24 protein-coding genes are annotated in these 24009 nt (G+C 37.5%); 11 read left to right on the forward strand and 13 right to left on the reverse strand.

Annotated features, from left to right (window positions below):
* Nucleotides 1-91: 91 nt before the first annotated feature.
* Entirely contained in the window at nt 92-1633 is a 1542-nt protein-coding gene (locus BM201_RS00985) for a glycine--tRNA ligase (protein ID WP_092539531.1), read from the reverse strand.
* Between the two features lie 62 nt (nt 1634-1695).
* Nucleotides 1696-2580, reverse strand: coding sequence for a hypothetical protein (locus BM201_RS00990; protein ID WP_092539532.1), 885 nt, complete (start codon nt 2578-2580; stop codon nt 1696-1698).
* Nucleotides 2581-2641: 61 nt separating this feature from the next.
* On the opposite strand from BM201_RS00990, the gene BM201_RS00995 reads away from it, so the two are divergent.
* Nucleotides 2642-3322: a ComF family protein gene (locus BM201_RS00995; protein WP_092539533.1), complete on the forward strand. Its 681-nt coding sequence runs from the start codon at nt 2642-2644 to the stop codon at nt 3320-3322.
* Nucleotides 3323-3407: 85 nt separating this feature from the next.
* The gene (locus BM201_RS01000; RefSeq protein WP_092539534.1) at nt 3408-5021 is read left to right on the forward strand and encodes an Ig-like domain-containing domain; all 1614 of its coding nucleotides are present in this window, start codon (nt 3408-3410) and stop codon (nt 5019-5021) included.
* On the opposite strand, the gene BM201_RS01005 is transcribed toward BM201_RS01000, so the two are convergent.
* Nucleotides 5013-5798: an amidohydrolase gene (locus BM201_RS01005; RefSeq protein WP_092539535.1), complete on the reverse strand. Its 786-nt coding sequence runs from the start codon at nt 5796-5798 to the stop codon at nt 5013-5015. The genes BM201_RS01000 and BM201_RS01005 overlap by 9 nt on opposite strands.
* A gap of 100 nt (nt 5799-5898) precedes the next feature.
* Here BM201_RS01005 and BM201_RS01010 point away from each other — a divergent pair, with 100 nt between their 5' ends.
* From BM201_RS01010 to BM201_RS01020, 3 genes are all read left to right on the forward strand, one after another.
* Nucleotides 5899-6402 carry a DUF1440 domain-containing protein gene (locus BM201_RS01010; RefSeq protein WP_092539536.1) on the forward strand — a complete coding sequence of 168 codons (504 nt, stop codon included), beginning with the start codon at nt 5899-5901 and terminating at the stop codon, nt 6400-6402.
* A gap of 132 nt (nt 6403-6534) precedes the next feature.
* Nucleotides 6535-6774, forward strand: coding sequence for a ribbon-helix-helix domain-containing protein (locus BM201_RS01015; RefSeq protein WP_092539537.1), 240 nt, complete (start codon nt 6535-6537; stop codon nt 6772-6774).
* Nucleotides 6767-7057, forward strand: a complete 291-nt coding sequence (locus tag BM201_RS01020) for a type II toxin-antitoxin system RelE/ParE family toxin (protein WP_092539538.1) — start codon at nt 6767-6769, stop codon at nt 7055-7057. The genes BM201_RS01015 and BM201_RS01020 overlap by 8 nt, the downstream gene beginning before the upstream one ends.
* Before the next feature lie 146 nt (nt 7058-7203).
* Here the strand turns inward: BM201_RS01020 and BM201_RS01025 are convergent, their stop codons facing one another.
* From BM201_RS01025 to BM201_RS01035, 3 genes are read right to left on the reverse strand one after another with little or no spacing between them, the layout of a single operon-like run.
* Nucleotides 7204-9672, reverse strand: a complete 2469-nt coding sequence (locus tag BM201_RS01025) for a ligase-associated DNA damage response DEXH box helicase (protein WP_092539539.1) — start codon at nt 9670-9672, stop codon at nt 7204-7206.
* Between the two features lie 46 nt (nt 9673-9718).
* Entirely contained in the window at nt 9719-11311 is a 1593-nt protein-coding gene (locus BM201_RS01030) for an ATP-dependent DNA ligase (RefSeq protein WP_092539540.1), read from the reverse strand.
* The gene (locus tag BM201_RS01035; protein ID WP_092539541.1) at nt 11308-12327 is read right to left on the reverse strand and encodes a ligase-associated DNA damage response exonuclease; all 1020 of its coding nucleotides are present in this window, start codon (nt 12325-12327) and stop codon (nt 11308-11310) included. Before BM201_RS01035 ends, BM201_RS01030 begins: the two co-directional genes overlap by 4 nt.
* A gap of 164 nt (nt 12328-12491) precedes the next feature.
* Here BM201_RS01035 and BM201_RS01040 point away from each other — a divergent pair, with 164 nt between their 5' ends.
* Nucleotides 12492-12920 (forward strand): tellurite resistance TerB family protein, encoded by a 429-nt coding sequence (locus BM201_RS01040; RefSeq protein ID WP_092539542.1) that lies wholly within the window; start codon nt 12492-12494, stop codon nt 12918-12920.
* On the opposite strand, the gene fbp is transcribed toward BM201_RS01040, so the two are convergent.
* Nucleotides 12917-13927 carry a class 1 fructose-bisphosphatase gene (gene fbp, locus BM201_RS01045; protein WP_092539543.1) on the reverse strand — a complete coding sequence of 337 codons (1011 nt, stop codon included), beginning with the start codon at nt 13925-13927 and terminating at the stop codon, nt 12917-12919. The genes BM201_RS01040 and fbp overlap by 4 nt on opposite strands.
* Nucleotides 13928-14034: 107 nt before the next feature.
* On the opposite strand from fbp, the gene BM201_RS01050 reads away from it, so the two are divergent.
* From BM201_RS01050 to BM201_RS01070, 5 genes are all read left to right on the forward strand, one after another.
* Nucleotides 14035-14517: a GNAT family N-acetyltransferase gene (locus BM201_RS01050; protein ID WP_092539544.1), complete on the forward strand. Its 483-nt coding sequence runs from the start codon at nt 14035-14037 to the stop codon at nt 14515-14517.
* A 76-nt stretch (nt 14518-14593) separates the two neighbouring features.
* Nucleotides 14594-15067, forward strand: a complete 474-nt coding sequence (locus BM201_RS01055) for a GNAT family N-acetyltransferase (protein ID WP_092539545.1) — start codon at nt 14594-14596, stop codon at nt 15065-15067.
* 3 nt (nt 15068-15070) lie between these two features.
* Complete coding sequence (locus tag BM201_RS01060; RefSeq protein ID WP_092539546.1) at nt 15071-16327, forward strand: aspartate kinase; 1257 nt, start codon at nt 15071-15073, stop codon at nt 16325-16327.
* A gap of 48 nt (nt 16328-16375) precedes the next feature.
* The gene (locus BM201_RS01065) at nt 16376-18178 is read left to right on the forward strand and encodes a GNAT family N-acyltransferase (RefSeq protein ID WP_092539547.1); all 1803 of its coding nucleotides are present in this window, start codon (nt 16376-16378) and stop codon (nt 18176-18178) included.
* Nucleotides 18179-18269: 91 nt separating this feature from the next.
* Complete coding sequence (locus tag BM201_RS01070; protein ID WP_092539548.1) at nt 18270-18920, forward strand: SDR family oxidoreductase; 651 nt, start codon at nt 18270-18272, stop codon at nt 18918-18920.
* A gap of 53 nt (nt 18921-18973) precedes the next feature.
* Here BM201_RS01070 and BM201_RS01075 read toward each other — a convergent pair whose 3' ends face one another.
* The 6 genes from BM201_RS01075 to BM201_RS01105 all read right to left on the reverse strand — a co-directional run bounded on the left by BM201_RS01075 (nt 18974) and on the right by BM201_RS01105 (nt 23912).
* On the reverse strand, nt 18974-19390 hold the full coding sequence (locus tag BM201_RS01075) for an arsenate reductase ArsC (RefSeq protein WP_092539549.1): 417 nt from the start codon (nt 19388-19390) through the stop codon (nt 18974-18976).
* Nucleotides 19391-19515: 125 nt separating this feature from the next.
* A complete protein-coding gene (locus BM201_RS01080; RefSeq protein WP_092539550.1) occupies nt 19516-19905 on the reverse strand; it encodes a VOC family protein in 390 nt (129 codons plus the stop codon).
* A gap of 245 nt (nt 19906-20150) precedes the next feature.
* On the reverse strand, nt 20151-21128 hold the full coding sequence (locus BM201_RS01085; protein WP_092539551.1) for a 2-hydroxyacid dehydrogenase: 978 nt from the start codon (nt 21126-21128) through the stop codon (nt 20151-20153).
* Between the two features lie 275 nt (nt 21129-21403).
* Entirely contained in the window at nt 21404-22759 is a 1356-nt protein-coding gene (mgtE, locus tag BM201_RS01095) for a magnesium transporter (protein WP_092539553.1), read from the reverse strand.
* Nucleotides 22743-23582, reverse strand: a complete 840-nt coding sequence (gene rsmA / locus BM201_RS01100; RefSeq protein ID WP_092539554.1) for a 16S rRNA (adenine(1518)-N(6)/adenine(1519)-N(6))-dimethyltransferase RsmA — start codon at nt 23580-23582, stop codon at nt 22743-22745. The genes mgtE and rsmA overlap by 17 nt, the downstream gene beginning before the upstream one ends.
* Nucleotides 23583-23603: 21 nt before the next feature.
* The gene (locus BM201_RS01105) at nt 23604-23912 is read right to left on the reverse strand and encodes a DUF4286 family protein (RefSeq protein ID WP_092539555.1); all 309 of its coding nucleotides are present in this window, start codon (nt 23910-23912) and stop codon (nt 23604-23606) included.
* Nucleotides 23913-24009 lie beyond the last annotated feature (97 nt).

Genomic DNA, 24009 nt, shown 5'->3' on the forward strand with positions numbered 1-24009 from the left:
TTTGTGTCAACTTATTTCAGGACGAGACAAATTTCAAATTAAAAAAGGCGGTTTTAAAACCGCCTTTTTTTGTATCTAGATCTCAAAGATCTTAGGCTTTTTTAAGCCAGTATTTAAAATTCACTTCTTTATCGATAATAGAAGCTAATTCTGAAATTGGTACTCGTTTTTGTTCCATCGTATCACGATAACGAACTGTAACCGTTTTATCTTCTAAAGAATCGTGATCTACCGTAATACATAAGGGTGTTCCGGCAGCATCCTGGCGACGGTAACGTCTCCCAACCGCATCCTTCTCATCATATTGTACTCTAAAATCCCATTTAAGCTCTTCTACAATTTCCTGAGCTAGCTCTGGCAAACCATCTTTTTTCAGTAGTGGTAAAACAGCTGCTTTTGTTGGCGCTAAAACTGCCGGTAACTTAAGGACTGTTCTGGATTTTCCATCTCCTAAATCTTCTTCCTGTAATGATGCAGAAAATACCGCTAAAAACATACGATCTAAACCAATAGAAGTTTCAATTACGTAAGGCACATAATTTTCTCCCATTTCTGGGTCATAAAAACGAAGTTTTTTACCAGAATGCTCTTCATGCGCTTTTAAATCGAAATCTGTACGAGAATGAATTCCTTCTAATTCTTTAAACCCAAAAGGAAAATCGAATTCAATATCTGTAGCCGCATTCGCATAATGAGCCAATTTTTCATGATCGTGGAAACGATATTTCTCGTCACCAAGCCCTAAGCTTGCATGCCATTTTTGACGTGTTTCTTTCCATTTTTCAAACCAGCTAAGTTCTTCCCCCGGACGTACAAAAAATTGCATTTCCATTTGTTCGAACTCACGTTGGCGAAAGATAAATTGTCTTGCAACAATTTCATTTCTAAAAGCTTTACCAATTTGTGCAATCCCAAAAGGAATTTTCATTCTTCCGGTTTTTTGAACATTTGCAAAGTTCACGAAAATACCCTGCGCGGTTTCTGGTCTTAAATAAAGATCGGTTGCACTATCGGCAGAAGCTCCAAGCTTGGTTCCAAACATTAAGTTGAACTGCTTAACGTCTGTCCAGTTCTTAGAACCACTTTCTGGACAGGCAATGCCTAACTCTTCAATTAAAGCCTTTACATCTGCCAGATTTTCTTCTGTTAAAGATTTGGCCAAACGCTCTAAAATCTCTTTTTCTTCAGCTTTATATCGTTGTACTCGTGGATTAGTTGCTACAAACTGCTCTTCATCAAAAGCATCTCCAAAACGCTTTTTAGCCTTCGCGATCTCTTTTTGTGCTTTTTGATTGATCTTTTCAGCATAATCTTCAACCAAAACATCTGCACGGTAACGCTTTTTAGAGTCTTTATTATCGATTAGTGGATCATTAAATGCATCTACATGCCCAGAAGCTTTCCAGGTTGTTGGATGCATTAATATTGCGGCATCGATACCAACAATATTCTGGTGCAATTGCACCATACTTTTCCACCAGTATTCTTTTATATTCTTTTTTAATTCAGCACCATTTTGACCATAGTCATAAACTGCGCTTAATCCGTCATATATTTCACTAGACGCAAAAATATACCCATACTCCTTAGCATGGGATATCACGTTTTTAAATGAATCTTCTTGTTTTGCCATGTAGCAAAAATAAAAAAACCGCCATGATTTAACTCATGGCGGTCTCTAAATTTTTGAGTTTCTTATCTTAAGCTAAAAGATGCTGTTCCAATAAGTGTTGCATTATTATAAACATATACTTTATAATTACCTTCCAGTAATTTTTCTTCAGCAGCATTGGCTAGAATACATACGTCTAATTCATCATTCTCATAGTAAACTGTACTTTGCGCACTGTACACCATTACACCGCCATCATGCTCTACCGCAATCTTATCACCTACCAATTCGTTCTCTGGATTGTAAACCTGTACATAAAGATTTTTCTCGCCAGCTTCAGTAAGATCATTGGCCGTGATCGTAAAACAGGTTCTCACCTGGTCGATTCTTCTGGTACGATCGTTTTCTACAACTTTACCACTATTTCTAACAATTACGCCTTCCCCCCGCAAGCTGGTTATTTTTAACTGAGAAGCTTTATTCACTTTATTAGCTAAACTTTGATTAGAAGTTTGTAACGAATCTGATAATCTGGTCTTTTCAGAAAGTTCTGTTTGAGTACTATCAATGGTCATTGCCATTCTTTGGTTTTGCAGGCTTAAACTATCTACTACTCTAAACAATCTATCTTTTTCAGCTTTAAGATTACTAATTTCTCTTCGGTATCTTGTTATCAAAACAAGGTTCGCTTCGTAATCCTGAACTGAGTCTAATAATCTATTGATTCGCTCCCTAGCATCTACCAGGTTTTGATCCATAATTTCGTTCTCATCAATAGCTTCATCATATTTTACGATAAGCTCGTTAAGCTCGTTCTCTATGGCAGCTTTTTCTTTTTGAAGAATCTCTTTATTCTCTTTTTCTTCATTGTAGAATCTTACTGTATAAATAGTAAGCGCAATAAGAGCGACCGCTAAAACACCAATAAGAATCTTTAATGCAGTATTATTCTTCTTTTCAGTCATCATAAAGTATTTTATATTTTATAAATTTAGAGGTTTAAGGCTTTCCGCAACAACCACTTAACAAATGTTTCACGATTTCATTAATCTGTTCTATCCAAAGACCTGCAATTGCTGCGAACGGCCCTTGTTAGATCATGAAAAAGTGATTTGCACCTCTTGTTTACATCAACTCCCGCTTACTAACTTTCAACCTAATAACGAAAACCAGGCCGATAAAGTATTTTATGGCAGAGCCGAAATTAATGCCGCTTACGCATTACTACTTTTTCGTAAAAAAAATATGGTACAGCTGCTTCTTCACCAGCTCAAATATAAGAGACAATTTGAAATAAGCTATTTTTTAGGGGAATGGACTGGCGAAATTCTGAAAAATAGCAGCAGATTTACTAATATCGATATGGTGATCCCTGTTCCACTGCATAAAAAACGCTTAAAAGAACGTGGTTATAATCAAACAGAAGGTTTTGCCAAAGAAATCGCCAAAAGTCTGAATGCAGAATATCGCGATGATCTACTTACTAAAACAAGCTCTTCCAAAAAACAGGCGCTAAAAAATCGAATTTCAAGATGGAATCTTATGGAGCAATCCTTTCAGCTCACCGATGCTTCGGCAATTTCAGGAAAACATATTTTACTGGTCGATGATATTCTAACCACGGGTGCCACTTTAGAAGCCTGCATTAATTGTTTACGAAATTCAGAAAAAATAAAGATCAGTATCGCAACCATGGCAATTACCATTTGATTGTTACGTTTAAATTTAAAATAATCGTTTCTTTGCGAAAGGATTTTTAAGTCTGAATTCTGAAAAATTTATAGCTCTTTTGAAGATGAACAGGAAGCTTTTCAACTTTATTCTTTTTATTGTAGTAATCACATCTGTAGTGCGATGTGCTAAGAAAGGAATGCCTGAAGGCGGTCCCATTGACGAAGAACCACCTCGTTTTATAAGAGCAAATCCAGAGAATTACACTACAAATTTTGATGCTGAAGAGATTAGCATTCTGTTTAACGAATTTATTAAACTTGAAAATCCGCAGCAGCAGATCATCATTTCGCCACCAATGGATCCAAAGCCAAATATTCTTCCGTTAGGACAGGCTAGAAAAGATGTGAAAATCGAAATTAACGATACCCTTAGAGAAAATACTACCTACGCGATTAACTTTGGGAAAAGTATCGTAGATAATAACGAAGGGAATCCTTATCCTTATTTTAAATACGTATTTAGCACCGGGGATTATATCGATTCTTTAGAAGTTTCAGGATTTATTGAAGATGCCTATTTAAAAGAAACGCCAGAGTTTGTTTCGATCTTCCTTTACGAGATGGATAGCACGTATACAGATTCTGTTGTGTATAGTGAAATTCCGCGTTATGTGGCTTACACTCGCGATAGCAGTGTGAATTTTGACTTGGAAAACTTAAAGGCAGGAAAATATCAAATGGTCGCTATTTTAGACGATAACGACAATTATAAATTTAATCCTGGTAAAGATAAAATTGGCTTTTTAGAACAGCCAATCACCATTCCAACAGATAGTGTTTATACGATCTCCATTTTTCAGGAAGAATTAGCTTTTGAAGTAAAACAACCTAAACTTTTTAAAGGGAGACAACTTTTAATTGGTTACCAGGGAGTGCCGAATTTAGATGATTTAGAGCTTAATTTTTTGTATCCGCCAATGAAGCCGCCGGTTTCCAGAATTACCCGAGATGCTGAAACCGATACGCTTTATTACTGGTTTAGAGATCCTATAGAAACCGATAGTGTTTCTTTAGAATACATAACGCCACGCCAACGCGACACCGTTTATATAAGAATGGCGCAATTAGAGCGTGATTCTTTAAATGTAAAAGCTGAACCGTCTGGAAATATAGAATACGACCAGCCATTTTTACTGAAAGCAAATACGCCTTTGGTTGAAAAAAATGATGCGCTAATTACGATTTTGGATAAAGACTCGCTTGAAGTTTCTTTTACTTCTGAAATTAGAGATCTGGACAATCAATTAGAGGTCTATTTTGATAAAGAACCTGAAGGGACATACTATTTTAAAGCCTTACCGGGAACTTTAACCGACTTATTTGGAGATCAAAACGACACGATAAGTCAGAAATTAACCACCAAACCACTTTCTGATTATGGTAGCATCATCATGTCACTTCGAAATGTGCGAAGCTACCCAATGATCGTTCAATTAACCACTTTAAAAGGCGAAGTTGTTAAAGAACAAACCTTAACTGAAGGCACACAATTTACTTTTGAGCATATAAATCCAGGCAATTATTTCCTAAGGATCATTTATGACGAAAATCAAAATGGATATTGGGATACCGGTAGTTGGCTAGAACGCAGAAGACCAGAGAAAATAAGCTATTATCCAGATACTTTAGAAACTCGCGCCAATTTTGACGAAGTATATCAATTTTACCTAGATTAATCTAAACTCGTCGCGATCCTGTAAAAACTTAAGCTGATTTCGTGTATTTTCGAGATGAGTTTTATCAAGCGTAATTTCTTTTGCGAATTCAGTTTCAGCATTTTGCTGAATTAAAATTTCACCCAGGCAATCGTAAATTGCGCTATGCCCATTATAAACGAAACCATCGCCATCTTCGCCCACACGATTTACGCCAATACAAAAACTCATGTTTTCTATTGCTCTAGCTTTTAATAAAGCATCCCAGGCTGCAACTCGTTTTTGTGGCCAGTTTGCAACATAGATTAGCAAATCGTAATCCTCTGTATTTCTTGCCCAAACAGGAAATCTAAGATCATAACATATAAGCGGACAAATTTTCCAGCCTTTATAATTTACGATTAAACGCTCTGTGCCGGCAGTATAGGTTTTGTCTTCTTTTGCCAAAGTAAAGGTATGTCGCTTATCATATTTTTGAACTGTTTCGTCAGGAAAAACAAAAAATAATCTATTGTAAAATTCACCATTTTCGGTAATAATCACACTTCCGGTAATGGCCGCATCTTTTAGTTTTGCCTGTTCTTTCATCCATAGCAAAGTTTCACCTTCGGTTTCTTCGGCTAAATTTTCAGCATTCATACTAAAACCTGTGGTGAACATTTCGGGTAGAACGATAAGTTCTACGGAATCACTTAAAGCAGCTATTTCTTTACTGAAAAGGCTTCGGTTCGCAACCGAATCTTCCCATTTTAGATCTGCCTGAATAATCGCTACGTTCAAATTTTCCTTTGTGCTCATATTCTAAAAATAGGATAATTTTTCAAGTTCCTGTCAAATGATTGTTAAATGATTGCAGAAGCGTTCTAGATTAGATAGTTTTAGGTTAAAATCGATTCTCATGTTTTTAGAACACTTAAAAAGCAATCCAACAATTAACAATAAAACTACCCGAAGTATTATCGCAGGTGCCATTGGTGGTTTGGCAGGTGGAGCTGTAAAAGGTTTGATTGAACATTTTTTACCTGTTCGTAAAGCTGAAAATCGAAGTGCTCAACTTAAAATTTTGGACGATCTTTCTACCAAAATCACCGGAACTCCTATAAGTGTTCAAAACGAAGAATTAGCAGAACAATTGGTGAATTTTCCCGTTGGCGCTAGTGTTGGAGCTGCTTATGGCTACGGGAAAAAAGATAAAGATCAATTAAATCTTGCTGAAGGAATTATTATGGGAACCTCAACCTGGGTTTCTACACATCAAACTTCCTTGCCTATACTTGGCCTTAAAGAAAAACCAACCGACGTTCCTATAAAAATGCAGGCAAACGAGTTTATAGCGCATCTTTTATTCGGAATCACTACAGAATTGGTTAGAAATAAGGTAAATCAAAGCTTGAAGAAATAGCGTTCAGTTTACAGTTGATGGTTTACGGCGGACAGTATTTTTAGCGAGAAGCTGAAAGATTCTATCCTTCAACTACTAACTTAATATTGACAATATAAAATTTTTGGTGTAAATTCACATCAAAAACGCACCATGTCTAGACAGAGCATTTCCTTAACAGAACCTAACGATGAATGGCTCAAAGATCAGGTAGATAGTAAAGAATATTCCAGCAAAAGTGAGATCATTAATGACCTGATCAGACAGGCCAGAAAACAACAGGCTAAAATTGATTGGATAACTGCTAAACTTGAAAAAGCAGAACAAAGCGGATTTACATCAGATAGTAAACATGATATTTTAGCACAATCCAAGTCATTATTAGATGGCTAATTATAAACTTACCAACACCGCAAAAGAAGATATAATTCGAATTCATCATTACGGCGTTTCAAAATTCGGCATTAAACAAGCCGATTTATATTTTCATCAACTTTTTGAATATTTCGAGATCATCGCCAAAAATCCATACTCATTTGAAGCTGTAGATTATATAAGAAAAGATTACCGCAGATGCGTATGTGGCTCAGATAGTATTTTTTACCGTGTGAATAATAAAACGGTCGAAATAATGGCAATCATAGGAAAACAAGATTTGGACAGTATTTTTAGCTAGAACCTATCAGTTTTTAGCCTTCAGCTAGATAAACTTATTTGATAATTTTAAGATTATCGTTTCATCACATTAACGTATCATCGAATTACCGCATTTACAGATCAACAAATTTCTAGATTCTAAAAGCACAGCGGTCTAATATCTAACTATCCTTCCAGACTTTTCATCATTTTTCGAATACGATCTTCCAGTTTTTCAGAAGATAATTTTTCACGTAGTCGATCGGTAATGATCGGGAAAGAAAAAGGTGTTGGTTTTTCACAATTTCGCCACACAACTTTTTGATGCTCTATTCGCTCTAATGCCTGTCGTAATCTTCCCTCTTCTAGTTGATGCTCAAAGGTTTCTCTGAAAGATTGCAGATATAGCAAATTATCTTCTTCGTAATCTCTAAACACACTAAATAACAACTGCGAACTGGATTGTAAATGCTTACTTTTTACCAGCTTGTTAGGATAGCCAGTAAAAACGAGTCCGGCGATTACGGCAATATCTCTAAATTTTCGGCGAGCCATTTCTGTTGCATTCAGACTTTTGTAGAGATCGTCCATCAAAAATTCCGCAGAAAACAAATTATTATCCAGCACCTGCTGCATATCGATTTCCTGATCACTAAGCAGTTCAAACCCATAATCGTTAAATGCGATAGAAAATGAAATTGGCGACAACAAACTAATACGATAAGCCAGCAAACTTCCTAAAGCTTCGTGTACAAATCGCCCCTCAAAAGGATAAAAGATGGCGTGATAACCTTCTCGAGTTTTAAAGGTTTCAATTAGAAATTCATCGCTTTTGGGGATTACAGATTCCTTTTTTTGACGTTCAAAAATACCGGTTAGAGCAGAAAGTTCTTCAGACTTTCCGGTAGCCGAATCATATTCTGAAGCTAAATACATTTCTTCCCGTAACAATTCACTCATCTGCGCAGAGAACGTCATTCTTCCGCCCATCCAACTGGGAACTTTGGCGGTTTTTTTCTTCGATTTTTTAACCAAAACCTGCATATTCTTTATCCTGACCAGTTCCAGATTTCGGCCGGCAAAAGTAAACACATCACCCGGCGTTAATTTAGAAATAAACCATTCTTCCATGGTTCCAATATAACCGCCTTTCATGTATTTTACGCTCAGCATCGCATCACTCACGATTGTCCCAATTTGTAATCGATGTCGCATGGCAACCCCTCGATGATTCACTTTAAATCTCCCATCTTCCTCGATTTCGACCTTTTTATATTCGTCGTAAGCCTGTAAACTCTGGCTGCCTTTCGTGACAAAATTCAGCACCCAGCGCCAGTCATCTTCAGTCATCGCCTGGAAGCAAAAAGTCGACTTTATTTCAGGATAAATATCCTTCGGGAAAAATCCGTTTGAAACCGCCAAAGTGGTTAAATACTGCACCAAAACATCGAAACTCAGCAAATACGGAATTCGATCTTCCACCGCTTTTTTCTCCACAGCTTTTTGCAAAGCTGAAGCCTCGATCAATTCGATTGCATGCGTAGGTAAAAAGTAGATCACACTTTCTTTTCCCGGCTGGTGACCACTACGCCCGGCTCGCTGTAAAAACCGGGCAACACCTTTAGGACCGCCAATCTGGATAATGGTTTCTACCGGCGCAAAATCGACTCCCAAATCTAAACTCGAGGTACAAACCACCGCTTTAAGACTTTCATTTCGAATCGCCTGCTCTACCCACAATCGCGTTTCCTTATTTATACTCCCATGATGCATGGCAAGTTCGCCCGCAAATTCAGGATATTTTGAAATGATCTTTTGAAACCACAATTCACACTGCGACCTGGTATTGGTAAAAAGTAGCGTAGTTCTTGAGTTTTTAATGATCGGCACCACCTCATCTAATAAATGCAATCCCATATGTCCTCGCCACGGAAACTTTTCCATGGTTTCAGGAATAATAGATTTTACTTTTATCTTTTTCTGAAGATTCGCCCTGATCAATTCTGAATTCTGAAGTGCTTCAGATTCTGGTCCCAATAAAACTTCCCTGGCCTGCTGAAGATTCCCAATCGTTGCTGAAATTCCCCAAATTCGAAGCTTTTTTGAAACAGTTTTTAGTCGCGACAAACCAAGTTCTACCTGTACGCCACGCTTGCTCCCTAAAAGCTCGTGCCACTCGTCTACAACAATAGCTTCGAGATTTTTAAAGGTTTTATTGTAATTTTTTGAAGAAAGTAAAAGCTGCAAACTCTCTGGGGTCGTAATTAACAGATCCGGCATCGATTTTTTCTGAGCCGCGCGCTCTTTTTGCGAAGTATCGCCAGTTCTTATTCCAACCGTTAAATTAGTTCCCAATCCAGAGGCAAAACGTTCAGCGGCTTGTTCAATTTCAACAGAAAGTGCGCGAAGTGGTGTGATCCAAATCGCTTTTAGTCCTTTTTTGGGTTTAGTTTTATAATCGGGATTATTTTTAATGTAATTCAGCACAATGGGCACCCAAAGCGCGTAGGTTTTACCACTTCCGGTAGGCGCGTTTAGGAGTCCGTTTTTCTTTTGCAGGTAAGCTTTCCAGGTATCCTTCTGAAATTTAAATGGCTTCCAACCCTGGCTGGTAAACCAATCTTCAGCAATTTTCAAAAGTTCCTGTCTTGTCATTTTAAATAAATATATCCTGAAATTATCGAATTTCGAATCTAATTTTCTACGGAATCAAAGCTTTGAGATCTTCCAGCGTATTGGCTTCTTCAATTTTTTTATCGGTTCGCCAACGTAGAATTCTTGGGAATCTGGTGGCGACGCCACTTTTATGACGTTTCGATTCGGCTATTCCTTCAAAAGCGACTTCAAAAACATGATGGGGCGTAACACTTCGCACCGGGCCAAAACGCTCTAAAGTATTTTTCTTGATCCAGGCATCCAATTTTCTAAATTCAGCATCGGTTAAACCGCTATACGCTTTAGCGAAAGTTACCAGTTCTTCTTTTTTCTCGTCCCAAAGGCCAAAAGTATAATCGGTAAACAAATTACTTCGCCTACCGTGGCCGCGCATCGCATAGGTAAGCACCGCGTCGATAGTTAGAGGATCGACTTTCCATTTCCACCAATCGCCCTTTTTGCGCCCAACCAAATATGGCGAATCTAAACGCTTCAGCATTAAACCTTCAGATTTCACTTCTCGAGATCGCTCTCTTTCTTCAGCAGCTTCTTCCCAGTTTTTAAACTGAATTGTGTGCGATAAATGCAATGGCAGTTCATCTGATTTTACTTCAGTATATAATTTCTCCAATATCGTCCTACGATCTTTAAAAGCTTGTTGTCGAATATCTTCTCCTTCCCATTCTAAAACATCATAAGCTTTAAGGATTACCGGTGTTTTCTTCAGTAAATTTTTTGAAACCGTCTTCCTACCAATACGGGTTTGCAGATCTTTAAAAGTTCCTATTTCTCCTTCTGGAAACGGCAAAATTTCTCCGTCGATCACCGTACCATTTGGAACAACGCCCACAAACTTTTCAAACTCGGGATATTTATCGGTTACTAGTTCTTCCCCTCGGCTCCACACAAATAATTCGTCATTTCTTACAATTACCTGCGATCGTATGCCATCCCATTTATGCTCGGCACTCCATTCACTTACATCACCCAGATCTTTTGGTTCTTCTTCAATCGCATAGGCCAAATAAAACGGATAAGGTTTCGATAAAAAATCCTCTTCATTTTCTTCTAAAATCAGCTTTGTATAAGTGGTTTTTGCAGGATTCCAATCGCCCATCATTTTGTAAGCTAAAATATCCTCGTCGATATATGTTGCTTTAGAAAGCGCACGCGTCATTAACTTCTGGCTCACACCAATTCGAAAACTCCCGGTGATGAGTTTGGTAAACACAAAACGCTCATAATAATTTAAACTGAGCCAATTGTCTTTTAAATATTCTTTTTTCTCTTCATCAGATTTTGGTTTTAGGTCGATGATTTCCTGTAAAAACTGATTCAGGCTTTTTTCTGAAGATGCTGAAGAAGGCGGAATAACCAAAGCAATAGTTTCAGCAAGATCACCAACGATATGATAGGATTCTTCGAATAACCACAACGGAATGTTTGCAATTTCTGAAGCCCATAATCGCATTAAAGTCGTATTCACCGGTCTTGGCGGTCGCCTATGCGAAAGTATGGCGATCGTCCAAACCTTATCACGATCTGGCGCATTATTGAAATATTTGGTTAAAGCTTCAACTTTTAGCGTGGTTTTATTGGTGCTATCCAGCGTTTTTATAAGTTCTGCAAACTGTCTCATTCGTCTTCGGTTTTAGAAGTTTGCTCGGCATTTTCTTCTTCATATTGGGTTTGCTCGGTTCTGGCATCGTAACCAATTTCCCGAAGATATTTAGAAAAAATATCGGTATATCCATGGGTACAGATCACTTTCTCTGCTCCGGTTTCTTTTATTGAAGAGAGCAGTCCCTGCCAGTCACAATGATCTGAAAGTACGAATCCGCGGTCGATAGCTCTTCGTCTTCTGGCACCACGAAAGGTCATCCATCCACTCGCCGAAGCCGTAACATAAGGCACCATTTTTTTAATCCATGGTGTTCCATGAGCGCTTGGCGGTGCCACCACAATATTGCCTTTAATTTCTTCCTTTTTTACATCGCGGGTAATCCTAGTAGTTTCTGGCATTTCTAGTTGTGGTCGCAAAACTTCGGTCATATTTTCTATCGCGCCATGCGTATAAATTTTCCCAATAGAAGTATCTAAATACTTCAGCAATCGTTGTGCTTTCCCTAAAGAATATCCAAAGATCACCGAGGTTCTTCCTTCAGATTGGTTTTGTTGCCACCAGTTATTTATTTCAGCAAAAACCTCTTCCTGTGGCTGCCATTTAAAAGCGGGTAAACCAAAAGTACATTCGGTAATAAAAGTGTGGCATTTTACCGGTTCGTAAGGCTTTGCCACACCATCATCTTCAGTCTTATAATCGCCGGTAAACACCCAAACTTCTCCTTTATACTCAACTCTAATTTGTGCTGATCCAATAATATGCCCGGCGGGATGAAATGAAAATTTTACGTTATTAATGCTAAAAGTCTCGTTCCAATCTTTGCCACTTACATTAATTTCTCCTAATCGATGTTTTATAATTGGAATATTGCTATGATGAGTTATATATTTTTTATGCCCCCAACGAGAATGATCGGCGTGTCCATGCGAGATGATCGCTTTATCTACCGGGCGCCAGGGATCTAGGTACACGTCTGCCTGGGCACAGTAAATTCCTATATCATTAAACGCCAATAACGGAGTATTCTTCATCAAGCTTATATATTTTTTGCTACAATCCTGATGAAATTAGGTAAAATAGAAAGCCTGGAAAAAGGATTAAGAAAAGATTAGGGAATGTTATATAATTGAAATTTCTTAAAAATAAAATAAAAATATCTCATCATTATTTATATTTGCAGCCAAAATCCCTCAATATGTCATTTTCAGATTTGTTCGGCTCGGGAGAGCATTTAAGAAACTTAAGTCATTTTGCAGCCATCGTTAATCTTGCTGCGGTAGACGGTGCAATTAATGAAGCAGAAGAGAACTTATTAAGACGCTTTGCCAGAAAACTGGATATTACAGAAAGTGAGTATAAAAAGGTGCTTGAGAATCCAAAAGCCTATCCTTTATCTCCATCTCATGACACTGAAAGACGTTTAGAGCGACTTCACGATCTTTTTAGAATCATCTTTGCAGATAATGTTATTGATGATGAAGAAGCCGAACTGATAAAACGTTACGCTATTGGGCTTGGTTTTTCCAGTCAGGCTTCGAATGCAATTATTAAAAGATCTATCCAAATCTTTGGTGGACAAATCTCTTTTGAAGATTACCAGTATTTATTAGAGAAAGAGGATTAATCTCCGTATTCTTTCATGAACTCTTCAGCTTTTTCGACCATTGTTTTGCTTCCGCAGAAAATGGCAGATCGCTCATGCAGTTCTGTTGGCATAATATCCATAACACGTTGGTAGCCATCGCTGGCTTTACCACCAGCCTGCTCTACAATAAATGCCATAGGATTACATTCGTAAAGTAAACGAAGTTTCCCCTTGTTGTATTTAGTGCTTTTTGGATAAATATAAATACCACCTTTTATCATATTTCGATGAATATCTGAAACCATCGAACCAATGTATCTTGAAGTATAAGGACGATCGCCTTCTTCTTCCTGGCAATATTTGATGTATTTTTTTACACCGGTTGGAAAGTGAGCATAATTCCCTTCGTTGATGGAATAAATATTTCCATTTTCAGGGAATTTCATATCTGGATGTGAAAGATACCAGGATCCTAAAGCCGGATTTAAAGTGAAACCATTCACTCCGTGCCCGGTTGTGTAAACCAGCATTGTTGAAGTTCCGTAAATAATATATCCTGCAGCCACCTGCAAATTACCGGGCTGTAAGAAATCTTCTGAAGTTACCGGAGTTCCTATCGGAGTCACTCTTCTATAGATCGAAAAGATCGTCCCAACCGAAACATTTACATCGATATTAGAACTTCCATCTAATGGATCCATAAGCACCACATATTTATTTTTATGGTCTTTACGGCTTCCGGCAATAGTGATAAATTCGTCGTTTTCTTCGGAACCTATTCCGCATACGATTTCACGATTAGTTAGGGTTTGGATAAACGTATTATTCGCAAATACATCTAATTTTTGTTGATCTTCTCCCTGAACATTTTGTTCTCCAGCAGCCCCTGTAATATCTACGAGTCCTGCTTTATTTACCTCGTGATTTACTACTTTTGCTGCTAAGCGAATAGAACGTATTAATCTTGATAATTCTCCCGTCGAATATGGGAAATCCTGTTGGTTATCGATGATAAACTCACCGAGCGTTGGTCTGGTTTTAGTCATTTTGATTCACAGTAGTTTGTTATCAAATTTATTGAAAAATTGCCGTTTTACATCGTTTTCGTAAACGTTTTAACACAAATTAAAATTTCACCTGAAAGGTTTTCAATATGAAAATAGAAGTTAGAAAAGCTGTAAAAGAAGATATGCCCGCTGTTTTAAGGCTAATAAATGAATTAGCAAAATTCGAAAATGAACCCGATGCTGTAGAGCTTACTGTAAAAGATTTGGAAAACGATGGTTTTGGAGATCGCCCGTTATTTGAATGTTTTGTTGCTGAAGCCGATGGCAAGATCGAAGGTATGGCATTATTCTATTATCGCTATTCTACCTGGAAAGGAAAAACCGTACACCTTGAAGATTTGGTGGTAAGCGAAGCTTTTCGTGGAAAAGGTCTTGGTGGCGCATTGTATGCTGCAGTGATCAATTATGCTAAAGAACAGGGTTGCAAACGAACCGAATGGGTTGTGTTGGATTGGAACACCAATGCAGTTGAGTTTTACAAAAATAGTGGCGCTACTGTATTTAAAGAATGGCGCACAGTACAGATGGATGAAGCCGCTATGGAAGCTTTTTGTGCAAAAACCCGTTAAGATTAAGCTAAGTCCTTTTAAATCCTGAAAGTTCTAAAAGCATATTCCTATTTTTGTTAAAATCAAAGCAAAAATTATGGAATATCAGATACGCGAAGCTAAACGGGAGGACATGCCAAAAGTTCTTGAATTGATCATGGAACTGGCAAAACATGAAAATGCTGAAAATGAAGTAGAAATTTCTGTAAAAGACCTGGAAACTGAAGGTTTTGATCACGGAAATTTTAAATGTTTTGTTGCCGATGTTGATGGCAAACTTGCCGGGATGGCTTTAGTTTATTTTAGATTTTCTACCTGGAAAGGTCGTACTGTTCATTTAGAAGATCTAATTGTTACTGAAACTATGCGAGGCACCGGTTTAGGTGGCGCTCTATATAATCAGGTGGTAAAATATGGTTATGAGCATGGCGTAAAACGTGTAGAATGGGTGGTTTCTGAAGGAAATAAAAATGCGATCGAATTTTACGAAAATACAGGTGCCGATATTAAAAAGAACTGGTATACGGTTCACATGAATGAAAGCGTTATTAAAAAGAATATCCAAAAATAACGAATGAAAGTCTTCAAATTTGGGGGAGCATCTGTGAAAGATGCAACAGGAGTAAAAAATGTTCTAAAAGTGCTGCAAAAGCACCAAAATCCAGATAAACTGATCGTAATTTCAGCGATGGGGAAAACTACCAATGCGCTGGAAGTTATTATCCAGAAATATTTGAGCGAACAATTTCCTGAACCCGAAATTGAAAGCTTAAGGCTGTTTCATATAGAGATCATGAACGGACTTTTCGAAAATAAGCAGGCTGCGGTTTTCGAAAAAATCAATCAGTTTTTCACCAATCTTAAAAATTTTCTTCAGCATAATAAATCGAAACAATACGACTTTGTTTATGATCAGATTATAGGTTTTGGCGAGTTAATTTCTACCAGCATTGTAAGTGAATATTTATCAAGAAACGGTATTAAAAACACTTGGGTTGACGCTCGTGATCTTATAAAAACCAATAGTACTTATCGTGATGCTAAAGTAGATTGGGAAACGACACAGAAAAATATTATTACTGAAATTAAGCCTGAAAGTATAAGCATTACGCAAGGTTTTATAGCTTCAGACGCTAACAATTTTACGACGAGTTTAGGACGAGAAGGAAGTGATTATACAGCCGGAATTTTTGCGTATTGCTTAAATGCTGAAAGTGTTACAATCTGGAAAGATGTACCCGGAGTTCTAAATGCAGATCCTCGAGAATTTACCGAGACGACTTTGCTTAACGAAATCTCTTATGAAGAAGCGATTGAGCTTGCCTTTTACGGCGCATCTGTAATTCATCCAAAAACGCTTCAGCCATTACAGCAAAAGGAAATCCCGCTTTTTGTAAAGTCCTTTTTTCATCCAGAAAACGAAGGCACAAAAGTTTGCCGAGGAGATGGATGCGCGGTAGTTCCGCAATTACCTTGCTTTATCGTAAAGAAAAATCAGGCTTTAATATCTTTATCTTCGCTGGATTTTTCGTTTATGGTAGAAGAAAATATTAGTGAAGTTTTTCAGCTTTTTCATCAATACCAGATGAAAGTCGATCTTATACAAAATTCGGCCATTAGTTTTTCGGTTTGTGTGGATAACAAATTCAATCAGCTCGAAAAATTAATTCAACACTTAAAAGCAAAATTTCGCGTTACCTATCAAACCGGCGTTTCATTATATACTATTCGCCATTTTAACGAAGCAGCAATTACTTCCGTAGAAAAAGGAAAAAAGGTGCTGTTAAAGCAGCTTACGCATAATACTGTACAGATGGTAACAGATTGCTAAAACCTTAATGCTATTTGTTTGTTATATTTGTTTAAAACCAACTAACCAATGGGATTTGTAACCGCCAAAGAAGTTGCTCGAGTAATGAATCTCGAAAAAATGGGTTTTCTAGGAACCACGGCTGGATGGGTGCTTTTAAGAACTACAAAGCTTTCCCGATTAAATAAAGAATATCAAAAACGAAAGAGCCTTAAAGGGGTTGAGTTTATCGACTCAATTCTTGAAGGTTTCGAAATTCAGTTCGATATTCCAGAAAAGGATCTGAAGCGTATTCCTAAAACCGGCCCTTTTATTACTATTTCTAACCATCCACTTGGCGGTATCGATGGGATGATCTTAATGAAGCTACTGCTGGAACAAAGGGAGGATTATAAAATTATCGCAAACTTTTTATTGCATCGTCTAGATCCTTTACGACCATACATTATGCCGGTAAATCCTTTTGAAACTCATAAGGATGCAAAATCGAGCGTTGGCGGCATTAAAGAAGCGATCGCTCATTTGCGCGAAGGCCACGGATTGGGGATGTTTCCTGCAGGTGAAGTTTCTACTTATAAAGATGAAAAACTAATTGTAGATAAACCCTGGGAACCGGTAGCAATGCGCTTGATCCAAAAGGCAAAAGTTCCTGTTGTTCCTATCTATTTTCACGCAAAGAACAGCACATTTTTCTATCGTTTAGCCTCGATGAGCGATGTCCTTAGAACAGCTAAACTGCCTAGTGAAATGCTTTCGCAAAAACGCCGAAAAATAAAAGTGCGAATTGGTAATCCAATATCTGTAGAAGACCAGGCAGAATTTAAAGACCTGGAATCGTTTACCGGGTACCTGCGCCGTAAAACTTATATGCTGGCCAATGTTTTCGAAAAAAAGAAGCTTTTCGAGAAAATACCGCACACTTTAAAACTTCCCAAATCGCCAAAAAAGATCGCTACAGAAACCAAATCTGAGCTTATGGAAGCTGAGGTTGAAAAGTGTAAAGAGCTTGACAAACGCTTACTGGTTTCTAAGAATTACGAGGTGTTTTTAGCTAAAAGAGAAATCATTCCCAATATCGTGCAGGAGCTTGGGCGATTACGTGAAATCACTTTTAGGGAAATTGGTGAAGGCACAAATAATCCGGTAGACCTGGATCCTTTTGACGATCATTATTATCATCTTTTTCTGTGGGATAGCGATGCCAAAAAAGTTGCCGGGGCGTACCGAATGGGAATGGGTGCCGAAATTTTTAAAGACCATGGTATTAATGGTTTTTACCTTCAGGATCTTTTTAGATTTGAGCCAGAATTGTATAAAATGATGAGTGAATCTATCGAAATGGGTAGAGCATTTATCATTAAAGAATATCAGCAAAAACCAATGCCTTTATTTTTGCTATGGAAAGGAATTGTGCATTGTACTCTTCGATTCCCAGAGCATAAATATCTTATTGGTGGCGTAAGCATTAGCAACAAGTTTTCTAATTTCTCTAAATCGCTTATGATCGAGTTTATGCGCTCTAATTATTACGATCCTTACGTAGCGCAATATGTAAGACCGAAGAAAGAATTTAAGGTAAAACTTGAAGATGCCGATAAGGACATCGTTTTTGATAAAAGTGAAGCCGATCTTAATAAGTTTGATAAGATTATTGACGAGATCGAACCAGAAAACCTTCGATTACCTGTATTGATCAAAAAGTATATTAAACAGAATGCAAAAGTAGTTGCCTTTAATGTCGATCCATTATTTAATAATGCGGTAGATGGCTTAATGTACATTAGAATCGCAGATCTTCCTGAAAGCACCGTAAAACCAGTAATGGAAGAATTTCAAAAAGAACTGGAAGAAAAGCACTTAAACAACCAGTAATTACACGGCTGTTAATTTAGTGTTATACCTTGCGAGAGCTTAGGTAGATAATACTCCAATTATTATATTCCGTAAAAACAGAAAATAAAAAATGGAAAAGATATTGATTGCCGGAGCAACCGGCCAAACAGGAAAACGAATTATTGAAATATTAAACAGCTCGCAGAATTTTAATCCTGTAGCCATGATTAGAAAAGAAGATCAAAAACAGATCTTTGACGATATGGGTGTAGAAAGTGTACTTGCCGATCTAGAAGGAGATGTAAAACCTGCTTTTAACGAAGTAGATAAGGTTATTTTTGCAGCAGGATCTGGTGGAAGTACAGGGCCAGAAAAAACAACCGCGGTAGATGAAGAAGGAGCCATAAAAATGATCGATGCTGCGAAAGAACATGGTGTAAAAAAGTTTGTAATGCTAAGCGCCATGGGAACAGACAGCCCCGAAGATGGCGGTGATCTAGAACATTATTTAAGAGCAAAGAAAAAAGCAGACGATCATCTTCGTGAAAGCGGAGTGCCATTTACGATCGTGCAACCAGGAAGTTTAAGTGATGAACTTGGCCGTGCGAAGGTAAAAGTTGCTGAAAAACTAGGCGAATATGGAGAGATTGCTCGTGACGATGTAGCTTTTTTAATGGTAATGTCACTTGCAGATCCACTTACTAAAAACATGAGTTTTGAAGCTTTAGAAGGAGAAACTCCTGTAAAACAAGCCTTGATCGAATTAAGCGGAATTGGATAGAATCACCCTTGATTTTATAAGATATTAAGGATGGTATTTTTACCATCCTTTTTTTATAAATATTGCCTTACAAATCGTCTGCAAAAATCCTTAATTTCAATTCTAGTATTTTCAAAAGCATCGTGAATTTGTCGATTATTACCTTTTACAGCAGCTGGATCTTTAAAATGTTGATGAATTATAACGTTTTTAGTTATGAAATCATTGGGGAAGTTCTCGCTAGTGTGATCACAAACACTTATTATGAAATCGAAATCGATATGCCTGTATTCTTCGATTAGATTACTGGTATATTCTTTAATATTAATACCATCCTCTTGCATGGTCGCAATTGCGCGGGGTTCTATTCCATGTTTTTCTAATCCTGCACTATAAATATTCGCTTTTTTAAAGCCAAAATAATTCAAATAACCATGAGCGATCTGGCTGCGGCATGAGTTTCCTGCGCAAACCACGAGAATGTTCTTCATAAGCACATTTTTACGATAAAACTTCAGCAATTATTCAGCTGAAAAAACGATGTGAAAAATCGTGAATATCGCTAAAATAAGAAGCTACGAAGGATTCCCTGTTTCTATAGTGTTAAGCATTTAAGCTATTTCAGAAAAACTTTATCTACAGGTTCCCAAAGTTCAATTTTATTTCCTTCAGCATCTAAAATCCAACCAAACTTCCCGTAATCATAACTTTCTGGTTCTCCTACCAAAGTAACACCTTCGGCTTTTAGAGTTTTTAATAACTCGTCTAGATTTTCAACCCTAAAATTCATCATAAATTGATTTTTAGAAGGTTCAAAATAGCTGGTTTCCTTATCCATTGGGCTCCATTGTGTAGAGCAATCGTTCCCCTTCTTATCTTTCCACCAGAAAGTACAACCATAATTATCGGTATCTAAACCAAGATGTTTTTTATACCATGCTTTTGCCGCATCTGGATCTTCAGACTTAAAAAAGATACCGCCAATTCCTGTTACCCTGTTTTTCATAATTTCTGAATTAATTTTACTCGATATTCAAGATTAATTGTTCTAGTCCTGAAAGCTATCGTGATGTTTTGCTAACTACTAATGCTCTCTAAGATATCAAATAGTTCTTTAAGCTGAAGAGTTGGGAGAAAATTCAGAAATAATACCAATAAAAAAAGCTGCCTGAAATAACGAATATCCCAAGCAGCTTTTGACTATAATTTTAAAATTGACTCTATAATCGAGATTAAATGCTCTGAGGTAATTTACTCATCGCCTTCACCAAATTCTTTGATGATCTTATTAGCGATCACCGTCGCTAATTTCTCATGAGATTCGGTTGTCCAACCTGCAACATGCGGACTCAAAATCGTATTTGGCATAAACATAAGCTCACGCATTGCTTCAGGTAAAGGCTCTGCTGCGCTTACCGCTACGTTCTTTTTATTAGCGAACAAACTCTCAAAAGAAGATTTTTCGTATTCTAAAACGTCTAATCCGGCTCCAAGTACCTGTCCTGTTTTTAACGCATGCACAAGATCTTCAGTCACTACATTTTTACCGCGAGCGGTATTAATAAACCAAAATGGTTTCGCAAAAGATTTTATAAATTCTTCATTTACCATTTTATTGGTTTTCTCTGTCCATGGTGTATGTAAGCTTACCACATCACATTTCTTGGTAAATTCTTCCCATTCTACCTGTATGGCATTGCTATCGTCTACATCATCTTTGATATCGTAACATAGCACTTCTACATCAAAACCTCTTAGCTTTCTTGCAAAAGCTTTCCCCATATTACCGTAGCCAATAATTCCTACTGTTTTTCCATCAAGCTCGATACCGCGATTCTCCTCACGATTCCAAAGTCCTTCTCTAACTTCTCTATCGGCTTTATTTAATTTATTAAAAAGAGATAATAACATCCCTAAAGTATGTTCTCCTACAGCATTTCTATTACCTTCTGGAGCAGAGAATAATTTAACACCGCGCTCTTCTGCATAGTCTACATCAATATTTTCTAGACCGGCACCAACCCGGGCTATAAACTTAAGATTAGGTGCTGCATCTAGAAAAGCTCTATCGATAGTATATCTACTTCTTATCACAATACCGTCATATAAATGCTGGTTTTGTAAAGTTTCTTCTCTGCTTTGTGTAAATCCTTCAATATTGTGATGCCCTGCATCTGCCAATAACTCAATCAATTTAGAGTGATTCGTATCGGCGTGTAAAATGATCATTTTAATCTATTTTTATTAATATTTGATTTATGATTTTTAGTTGAAACACAGCTATCACTTAGACAGTTAAGCATAGAAAACCAGTTACTTATCTGCTTATAATATTTTCTGAAAAAGGTATAATCTAAATTTATAGCTGATTTCCCCGAAGAAAAAGGGATAAAACCGCTTTCTAAATTTAATTGTTGAAAAGTGAAAAGTGTCATATTCAACCGCTGCAATAACTCACAAATTTAAGCAATGCTGAGAATATGAAGAAGAAATATCGGCTTTTCTTAAAAGCCTAATATCGCTTTAGCGATCAAAAAGTAAGTAAGAATCCCAAAAACATCATTGCTGGTAGTAATAAATGGCCCGGTAGCTACCGCAGGATCGATCTTGTTCTTGTCTAAAACTATTGGAATTACCGTTCCGATCATTGCTGCCAGTAAGATCACAGAAATTAAAGCAACACCAACACTAATAGATTCGGTGTAACTGGTTTCAAACCAAACACTGCTAATTATAAAAACGATAATCGCGATCGAGATACCATTTACTAAGGCCAATGAGGTTTCCTTAAGCAAGCGTTTTGCGATGATATTTCCTTTTAAACTTCCGTTAGCTAACCCCTGCACCACTATTGCGCTGGATTGTACACCAACATTCCCGGCAGTCGCCTGAATTAGTGGAACAAAAAGTAGCAATTTTGGAAAAACAGCCATAGTTTCCTGGAATCCGCTTATAATTCCTGCGGCCCCCAAACCACCAAACATTCCTATTAAAAGCCAGGGCAATCTTGCTCTGGTTTGCTTAAAAATATTATCATCTGCTTCGACCCCTTCAGAGATACCAGCCGCCATTTGGTAATCACGCTCGGCTTCTTCTTTGATAAAATCTACGATATCATCTATCGTAATTCTACCAACCAATCGTCCCATCTCGTCGATCACAGGAATTGCTTCCAGATCATATTTTTGCATGATCCTGGCCACATCTTCACCTTCGGTATGAACAGTTACATAATCTACATTCGGAATATAGACATCTCTAATGTTTTCGTTGCTTGCCGCAGTAAGTAAATCTTTTAAAGAAAGTCGTCCTTTTAAGCGGTTCTTATCATCTACAACGTAGATAGAATGTACCCGGGTAACATTTTCGGCCTGCGCACGCATCTCTGTCATGCAACCGGTAACGCTCCAGTTTTCATTAACTTTTACCAGCTCTTTTGCCATTAGACCACCGGCAGAATCTTCCGGATAACGTAAAAGTTCTACGATATCCTCTGCGTGCTGCTCATCCTGAATTTCAGAAATTACCTGCTTTTGCAGTTCAGGAGAAAGCTCGTTCATGATATCTGCAGCATCATCGGTATCCATTTCTACCAATTCGTCTGCGATCTCTTTAGCCGAGAGGGTCTCTAAAATACGTTCACGAACTCCTTCTTCCAGCTCCATTAAAGCTTCAGAAGTTTTTTCGCTATCAAGAAGTTTTACAAGATACGTCGCATCATCTAAGCTAAGTTCGCTAATGATCTCGGCGATATCGGCATGGTGAACCTCATCTAAATGCAGTAATAATTCTTCATCGTTCTTTTGTTCAATGAGGAATTGAATTTTTTCAATTAGTTCTGTGCTAATTTGAAATTGCATAAGGCTCAATTTTTAAGGTCAGTGAAATAAAATCCTGAGTGCTTAGCTGCTCTGGCCGCTTGCCAAAGATAGCATCTTCCCTTAAAGTATCAGGTAAATTAAGACTTTTTAAACTATTTCTTAAGGTTTTTCGACGCTGCTGAAACGCGGTTTTAACGATTCTAAAAAATAAGGCTTCATCACAGGCTAGATGGTAGTCCTTTTTCCGCGTTAGTCGTAATACACCGCTATCTACTTTTGGTGGCGGATTAAATACTGAAGGCGGCACCGTAAATAAATATTCAGCATCATAAAACGCCTGCGTTAAGACCGAAAGAATACCATAAGTTTTACTTCCTTCCTTTTCACAAATTCGTTGCGCAACCTCCTTTTGAAACATCCCTGAAAATTCTGGGATCTGATCACGCATTGCAAGTGCCTTAAAAACAATTTGCGATGAAATATTGTACGGGAAATTACCGGTGATCGCGAAAGGTCTGTCGCCAAAGATCTGTTTAAGATCGTATTTTAGAAAATCCTGCTCATGGATCCTACCATGTAATTGAAGGTAATTCGCATTTAGATATTCGACACTTTCAGTATCGATTTCTACCACGTGAACTTCTGTATCTTTTTCGAGCAAGAATTTAGTAAGAACACCCATTCCCGGTCCAATCTCTAATACAAGATCGTAACCAGATAACGACAGGGTATCACCAATCTTCCTGGCGACATTTTCATCTTTTAAAAAATGCTGCCCAAGATGCTTTTTAGCTCTAACCTGCCCGTTTTGGCTCTCTTCCCGTGAAGGCTTATAGTTTTTCCTGAATTTCTTCTTGCTCATATTGTTTGTTTTTAAAACAAATTATTGCTCATCCATCACCTGAAGCTCTGTAGAAAATTCTACGATCTTCCCTTTAAAAATAGCGGTTTTAGCCACCATATTTGCGTGGTCTTCTACATAAAATGTTTTTAGATAGGCCATACTTTCAGCAGTATATTGCACAGAGTACGTAATCCCGCCCATAGGCTCTTTGGTAAGCACTTTGGTCATTAAAGCTTTGGTAAATTTACCAGTATCCAGCATTGCAGGAATATATTCAGTTTTCATCCAGTTTAGCCAATCTTGATGAACTTCTTCCTGAACATTCGTTGTTACATTATAAATAACCATTTTCTAAAATTTTATCCTGAATTTGCAAAAGTACGAATCAAAAGCCTTGTTACAAGTCAATACATTACGAATCGTACGAATGGTAGCGAGTTAATTT

Source organism: Zunongwangia mangrovi, from assembly GCF_900112105.1.
GTDB lineage: Bacteria > Bacteroidota > Bacteroidia > Flavobacteriales > Flavobacteriaceae > Zunongwangia > Zunongwangia mangrovi.

Coding starts and splice junctions, on each gene's coding strand:
- BM201_RS00995 (WP_092539533.1), top strand. CDS start 2,642: ATGTTTCACGATTTCATTAATCTGTTCTATCCAAAGACCTGCAATTGC.
- BM201_RS01085 (WP_092539551.1), bottom strand. CDS start 21,128: ATGATCATTTTACACGCCGATACGAATCACTCTAAATTGATTGAGTTA.
- BM201_RS01070 (WP_092539548.1), top strand. CDS start 18,270: ATGGAAAAGATATTGATTGCCGGAGCAACCGGCCAAACAGGAAAACGA.
- BM201_RS01105 (WP_092539555.1), bottom strand. CDS start 23,912: ATGGTTATTTATAATGTAACAACGAATGTTCAGGAAGAAGTTCATCAA.
- BM201_RS01080 (WP_092539550.1), bottom strand. CDS start 19,905: ATGAAAAACAGGGTAACAGGAATTGGCGGTATCTTTTTTAAGTCTGAA.
- BM201_RS00985 (WP_092539531.1), bottom strand. CDS start 1,633: ATGGCAAAACAAGAAGATTCATTTAAAAACGTGATATCCCATGCTAAG.
- BM201_RS01020 (WP_092539538.1), top strand. CDS start 6,767: ATGGCTAATTATAAACTTACCAACACCGCAAAAGAAGATATAATTCGA.
- BM201_RS01065 (WP_092539547.1), top strand. CDS start 16,376: ATGGGATTTGTAACCGCCAAAGAAGTTGCTCGAGTAATGAATCTCGAA.
- BM201_RS01000 (WP_092539534.1), top strand. CDS start 3,408: ATGAACAGGAAGCTTTTCAACTTTATTCTTTTTATTGTAGTAATCACA.
- rsmA (WP_092539554.1), bottom strand. CDS start 23,582: ATGAGCAAGAAGAAATTCAGGAAAAACTATAAGCCTTCACGGGAAGAG.
- BM201_RS01035 (WP_092539541.1), bottom strand. CDS start 12,327: ATGAAGAATACTCCGTTATTGGCGTTTAATGATATAGGAATTTACTGT.
- BM201_RS01015 (WP_092539537.1), top strand. CDS start 6,535: ATGTCTAGACAGAGCATTTCCTTAACAGAACCTAACGATGAATGGCTC.
- BM201_RS01030 (WP_092539540.1), bottom strand. CDS start 11,311: ATGAGACAGTTTGCAGAACTTATAAAAACGCTGGATAGCACCAATAAA.
- BM201_RS01025 (WP_092539539.1), bottom strand. CDS start 9,672: ATGACAAGACAGGAACTTTTGAAAATTGCTGAAGATTGGTTTACCAGC.
- fbp (WP_092539543.1), bottom strand. CDS start 13,927: ATGACTAAAACCAGACCAACGCTCGGTGAGTTTATCATCGATAACCAA.
- BM201_RS01040 (WP_092539542.1), top strand. CDS start 12,492: ATGTCATTTTCAGATTTGTTCGGCTCGGGAGAGCATTTAAGAAACTTA.
- BM201_RS01055 (WP_092539545.1), top strand. CDS start 14,594: ATGGAATATCAGATACGCGAAGCTAAACGGGAGGACATGCCAAAAGTT.
- mgtE (WP_092539553.1), bottom strand. CDS start 22,759: ATGCAATTTCAAATTAGCACAGAACTAATTGAAAAAATTCAATTCCTC.
- BM201_RS01050 (WP_092539544.1), top strand. CDS start 14,035: ATGAAAATAGAAGTTAGAAAAGCTGTAAAAGAAGATATGCCCGCTGTT.
- BM201_RS01060 (WP_092539546.1), top strand. CDS start 15,071: ATGAAAGTCTTCAAATTTGGGGGAGCATCTGTGAAAGATGCAACAGGA.
- BM201_RS01075 (WP_092539549.1), bottom strand. CDS start 19,390: ATGAAGAACATTCTCGTGGTTTGCGCAGGAAACTCATGCCGCAGCCAG.
- BM201_RS01010 (WP_092539536.1), top strand. CDS start 5,899: ATGTTTTTAGAACACTTAAAAAGCAATCCAACAATTAACAATAAAACT.
- BM201_RS01005 (WP_092539535.1), bottom strand. CDS start 5,798: ATGAGCACAAAGGAAAATTTGAACGTAGCGATTATTCAGGCAGATCTA.
- BM201_RS00990 (WP_092539532.1), bottom strand. CDS start 2,580: ATGATGACTGAAAAGAAGAATAATACTGCATTAAAGATTCTTATTGGT.